This is a genomic window from Prosthecobacter sp. (assembly GCF_020439865.1).
GTDB lineage: Bacteria > Verrucomicrobiota > Verrucomicrobiia > Verrucomicrobiales > Verrucomicrobiaceae > Prosthecobacter.
This window is the reverse complement of sequence record NZ_JAGRPF010000172.1, coordinates 1-5,004: the sequence shown is the minus strand read 5'-3', so window position 1 is coordinate 5,004 and position 5,004 is coordinate 1. Positions and strand designations below refer to the sequence as shown.

At 59.4% G+C, this 5,004-nt stretch carries 6 protein-coding genes; 2 read left to right on the top strand and 4 right to left on the bottom strand.

Annotated features, from left to right (window positions below):
* Positions 1 to 1,035 (bottom strand): autotransporter-associated beta strand repeat-containing protein (locus KDL09_RS20175; RefSeq protein ID WP_294389162.1); only part of this gene is annotated, 1,035 nt, incomplete at its 3' end.
* A gap of 23 nt (positions 1,036 to 1,058) precedes the next feature.
* Complete coding sequence (locus KDL09_RS20170) at positions 1,059 to 1,598, bottom strand: sigma-70 family RNA polymerase sigma factor (protein WP_294389160.1); 540 nt, start codon at positions 1,596 to 1,598, stop codon at positions 1,059 to 1,061.
* A 143-nt stretch (positions 1,599 to 1,741) separates the two neighbouring features.
* Here KDL09_RS20170 and KDL09_RS20165 point away from each other — a divergent pair, with 143 nt between their 5' ends.
* A complete protein-coding gene (locus tag KDL09_RS20165; RefSeq protein WP_294389158.1) occupies positions 1,742 to 2,335 on the top strand; it encodes a sulfocyanin-like copper-binding protein in 594 nt (197 codons plus the stop codon).
* Here KDL09_RS20165 and KDL09_RS20160 read toward each other — a convergent pair whose 3' ends face one another.
* Both KDL09_RS20160 and KDL09_RS20155 read right to left on the bottom strand, forming a co-directional pair.
* Positions 2,336 to 3,373: an Mrp/NBP35 family ATP-binding protein gene (locus KDL09_RS20160; protein WP_294389156.1), complete on the bottom strand. Its 1,038-nt coding sequence runs from the start codon at positions 3,371 to 3,373 to the stop codon at positions 2,336 to 2,338.
* A 116-nt stretch (positions 3,374 to 3,489) separates the two neighbouring features.
* Positions 3,490 to 4,506, bottom strand: a complete 1,017-nt coding sequence (locus KDL09_RS20155) for a glutamine synthetase beta-grasp domain-containing protein (protein ID WP_294389154.1) — start codon at positions 4,504 to 4,506, stop codon at positions 3,490 to 3,492.
* Positions 4,507 to 4,703: 197 nt separating this feature from the next.
* Between KDL09_RS20155 and KDL09_RS20150 the strand changes: the two genes are divergently transcribed.
* On the top strand, positions 4,704 to 5,004 hold a 301-nt coding region (locus KDL09_RS20150), incomplete at its 3' end, for a serine/threonine protein phosphatase (protein ID WP_294389152.1).

Genomic DNA, 5,004 nt, shown 5'->3' with positions numbered 1-5,004 from the left:
CGAGATATCGTTCCCTGCAATTGCCGTGACACCAGGCCGTGCCGCAGGCTCATTCAGATCGAGGTATCCGCCCGCCCCACCGGCCATTCTACCGGCTGAGGGAAACGCGGTGGCGCTGCCTCCTCTGCCATTGATGGTCAGGAGGTCGCCTGCATTCACTGTCGTCCCCCCTGTGAACGTGTTGCCACTCGACAATGTCAACGAGCCCTCACCCGCCTTGGTCAGCGCGCTCACACCCGCCACATCGACCGGCTGCGCGGGCGCCTGCAAAGTGCCAACAGTCGCGAATCCTGTTGTCATCGAGCCGTTTCCGCCAGAACTGGCGATCAAGCCAGGTTGCGGAGTCACAGGAGATTTTGAGGACTGGTCAAAGCTCAATCCATAGGCAGCCTGATCCTGAATCTTCTTCAATTCGGAGACATCGCCTTCTGTCATCTTTGTCGGCACATCCTTGAGCCCAAGATGTTGTGGAAGCTGAGGTGAGTCAAAATCGACACCGGAAAGCTGCGTAAGCGGCTTGGGGATAACCGCTTTTAGCTGCTCTTCTGCGCCCCTTGTGTGCTTGGTTGTTTCAGTACCGAGTCGGAAAAGTGACTCAGTCTCGTTCAGGTGAGGAGCACTGGTAGCTTTGGGAAGGTTCACCTTGATCCCGATATCCGTGGTGAGCGCAATCTCAGACGCAGTCTGCTTCAACGAGTAGGCATGCCACGTCCAGAATCCTCCCAACACAACGCATGCAGCAATCGCCAGCCGCACTAAGCCTGTGCGCCATTTCGTTTGGCGGGCTGGCAACACCGCCACGTCGGTCAACCGAGAAGACTGCCCGGCGGCCTGAGCCTTCAAACGATCCCGCTGCGCATCGGTGAGTGCGAGTGAGTCGTCGCGCAGTTCCGCGAGCAGGAAGTGGCAGAATTCCTTTGTCGACTCAGCAGTCTGTTTTGCGGTGGGATTCTCAAGCAGCGCCGCCTCGAGTTGCTGGCGTTCTTCGGCGCTGGCTTCATCGAGCGCCCAGGCGGTGATTTGTTCCGGTTTCATGATCAAAAAGGGGGTGGAAGGTTTCAGGCCAGCGCGGGTTTGAGTTTCGCGGGCTGCGGTTGGTCGAGGGCCTGCCATTTGGTCTTCAGGGCGGCGACGCCGTGGTGGATGAGGTAGCCGACGTTGCCGATGCTGGTCTGCATGGCGGCGCTGATCTGCTGGTAGTCGAGTCCGGCTATGAACTTCAGCCGCACGGCCTCGCGCTGCCGCACGGGCAGGGTTTCGATGAGTTCGCGCAGGGCTGTGGCGGTCTCACGCTTTTCCATCGCGTCATTGGGCGCGGGGTCGGCGGAGGCTTCGAGATCGAGGGTTTCCGTTTCCATGACGACGATGCGTTGATGTTTGCGATGATGGTCGAGGGCACGATTGCGGCAGACGGTGAAGAGCCAGGGGGCCAGGCGCTCGTGGTCGAGCGTCGCGAGGTGCTGGCTGAGCTTCACAAACACGTCCTGCACGATGTCCCGCGCGTCTTCCAGGTCGCCCGTGTAGCCGTGCGCGTAGCGGATGAGGGGCCGCTCGTAGCGCTGCAGGGTTTCGAGGAAAAGATCGTGCGAGTCGCTCATGAGGTCGTGTTCGCCGCGCATCACGGGAACCTGGAAAACATCTTGGGGGATTTTTTCGCGGAAGGCGAGATTGATCGCTCCATGCCCGACAGTTCGATCCTCCCTTGCGCGTTGAATCTTGCCTGCTTCCATTCGCCACCATCATGATCCGCCGCCTATTTTCCGCCCTCCTGCTTGCCTCGTCATTTTCCATTGCCCAGCAGCCTGCCACTCCCCCCGCAGGTCATGACGCGCATGCGGTGGACATCCCTGGATTGAAGAAGGAACTCTTCGCCGGCATCACGGAGGCCGATTTCCTGAAACTGAGCGACAAGCCCAAGACGGTGAAGGTCATCCTGATCGCCACCTACACCGCCGCTAACTACGGCATGAACTTCAACGGCTACGCGCACGGCAAGGCCGTCTTCACGATTCCCAAGGACTGGACCGTCGAAGTAACCTTCATCAATCCCAGCCCCATCCCGCACAGCGCCATCGTGGTGGAAAAGGACCAGGTCAAAAAGCTGCAGATGGGCGCGCCCTACTTCGACGGCGCAGGCGTGCCAAAGCCGGAGGTCGGCCTGGCGGTGTCGAAGGCGGAGTTCAGCTTTGTGGCCGATGAAGAAGGCGAATACGCCTTTGCCTGCGGCTTCCCCGCTCACGCCATCAACGGCCACTGGCTGGCCCTGGAAGTCAGCGCGGACGCGAAGGCACCAACGCTGCAACTGGGAGACAAGCCAGCGGTGGAGGCAAAGTAATCACTTCAGCTTCGCGGCGATCTCGCGGAAGGCCTTGGATGAAGCAGATTTCTCCGGATCTTCGAGGGCGATGGGATGACCTTCGTCTCCGCATTCACGAACGCTCATTTCGATCGGAATCTGACCGAGCAGCGGAACGCCGAGACGTTTCGCCTCGTGCTCCCCACCGCCTTTGCCGAAGATATGATAAATCTGGCCGTCACTGGGGCAGAGGAAGTAGCTCATGTTCTCAATGATGCCGAGGATGGGCACGTTCACCTTCTGGAACATCGACACCGCCTTCCGCGCATCGATCAGCGCGATCTCCTGCGGCGTGGTGACGATGACCGCGCCGTCGAGGGCGACGGTCTGCACGATGGTGAGCTGGATGTCCCCCGTGCCCGGCGGCAGGTCGAGCACGAGCACGTCGAGATTGTCCCACGCGACCTGACGCAAAAACTGCTGAGTGTAGCGCGTGGCGATGGGGCCGCGCACGATGACAGGTGAGGCATCCTCCAGCAGAAAGCCCATGGACATGAGCTGCAGGCCGTTCTTTTCGATCGGCACGATCTGCTGCTCGTCATTCTGATACGGGCGCTCGTCCGTGCCGAACATGTGCGCGATGCTGGGGCCGTACAAATCGCAGTCGCACAGACCGGTGCGAAGTCCGCTCTGGCTGAGGGCCACCGCGAGGTTTGATGCGACGGTGCTCTTGCCAACACCGCCTTTGCCGGAGGCCACTGCGATGACTCTTTTCACACCGGGAAGGCTCGATTTGCCGAGCTTCTCTGAAGCCGTCACGCCCGCGCCGGGCGGATCCTTGATGTCGAAGTTCAGCTTCACGTCGCTCACGCCGGCCACCTTCTTCAAGGCGTCCATCGCCTGCTCATGAATCAGACGCGGGATGTTGGGATCACGGGTGGCGACGGAGATTTCGACCGTGACATCCGCCCCGTCGATCAGAATGCTTTTGACCAGTCCAAACGAGATGATGTCGCGGCTGAAGCCGGGATAGCGGACGTTGCCTAGGGCGGTGCGGATGTCTTGTTCAGTGGGCATGAGGTTGGGGATACGCTTCCAACTAGCCCGATGGTGCCGCTTTGCAAACGCCACCTCTAAAACAAAAAACGCCGCCTGTTTCCAGGCGGCGTTCGTGGATTGATAGGCAGGACGATTTACTTCGTCGGCACTTCGGCGATCGTCTTGAGCACGCGGGAGGCGATCTGGTAAGGATTGCCCTGGCTGTTCGGACGACGGTCTTCGAGGTAACCCTTCCAGCCGTTGTTCTTGAAGCTGTGCGGGACGCGAATGGACGCACCACGGTCGGCGATGCCCCAGGAGAACTGGTCGATGGACTGGGTCTCATGCAGACCGGTCAGGCGCATGTGATTGTCAGGGCCATAGACGGCGATGTGCTCGGCGCAGTTCTTCTCGAACGCGGCCATGAGGGCGAGGAAGTAGGGCTCGCCGCCGACTTCGCGCATGTATTTCGTGGAGAAGTTGCAGTGCATGCCGGAGCCGTTCCAGTCGGTCGGGCCGAGGGGCTTGCAATGATACTCAACCTGCACGCAATACTTCTCGCAGAGACGCTCAAGGATGTAACGGGCGACCCAGATCTGGTCAGCGGCACGTTTGGAGCCCTTGCCAAAGATCTGAAATTCCCACTGTCCCTTGGCCACTTCGGCGTTGATGCCTTCATGGTTGATGCCTGCATCAAGGCAGATGTCGAGGTGCTCTTCAACGATCTGACGGGCGATGTCACCCACGTTGTTGTAGCCGACACCCGTGTAGTAGGGGCCCTGAGGGGAAGGATAACCGTGCTCGGGGAAACCAAGCGGACGGCCGTCCTGATAGAGGAAGTATTCCTGCTCGAAGCCAAACCAGGCATCGGGATCATCAAGGATGGTGGCGCGATCATTCGAGGCGTGGGGAGTGCCATCGGCATTGTAAACTTCGCACATGACCAAGACGCCATTTTTGCGGGTGCTGTCAGGATACACTGCAACGGGCTTCAACACACAGTCAGAGCTGCCACCAGGAGCCTGGCGAGTCGAGGAGCCGTCAAAGCCCCAGTCTGGCAGTTGCTCCAGTGTTGGGAAGCTGTCGAAGTCCTTGAGTTGGGTCTTGCCGCGGAGGTTGCGGACGGGCTCGTAACCGTCCAGCCAGAGATATTCGAGTTTGTATTTGGCCATGGTTGAATGTGTATGGATTTGTAGCTTGGCCTTCGGAAAATTATCCTCCGGCGACAGCTCCCGCGAAAAGAGCATGTCGCATGCCACATGCGAGATAATTTTTTGAGATTCTTGAGCCCCCACAGCTTTAGAAGGCTGTTCCCTGCCCTCCTCCTTGCACATACACCCCGCAGGCCGGAGTGTTCGTATCTTCCACCATGCGAGAAGCCAAAAACACCGCCCGAGCAATCGTCCACATCGGCTACGACGGGAAAGTCCATAAGCAGTTCAAGGGGCACAATGCGAAGGAACGATTCGAGAACGAAGTCCGGGTCCTGCGCCTGCTGGAGGAGCGCGGCTGCGACTACGTCCCTCGTCTGCTGGATTCCGACCCCGAAAAGCTGACCATCACCACCACCAACTGCGGCACCATCGTGGAGCATATTAGCGGAGCGCGGATCAAGGAGCTGTTTGGCGAACTGGAACGTGACTATGGAGTCCGCCACGACGATGCCTTTG

Bases quoted from the DNA above. Each gene is read 5' to 3' on its own strand.
- KDL09_RS20170 (WP_294389160.1), bottom strand. From the start codon at position 1,598: ATGAGCGACTCGCACGATCTTTTCCTCGAAACCCTGCAGCGCTACGAG.
- KDL09_RS20165 (WP_294389158.1), top strand. From the start codon at position 1,742: ATGATCCGCCGCCTATTTTCCGCCCTCCTGCTTGCCTCGTCATTTTCC.
- KDL09_RS20160 (WP_294389156.1), bottom strand. From the start codon at position 3,373: ATGCCCACTGAACAAGACATCCGCACCGCCCTAGGCAACGTCCGCTAT.
- KDL09_RS20155 (WP_294389154.1), bottom strand. From the start codon at position 4,506: ATGGCCAAATACAAACTCGAATATCTCTGGCTGGACGGTTACGAGCCC.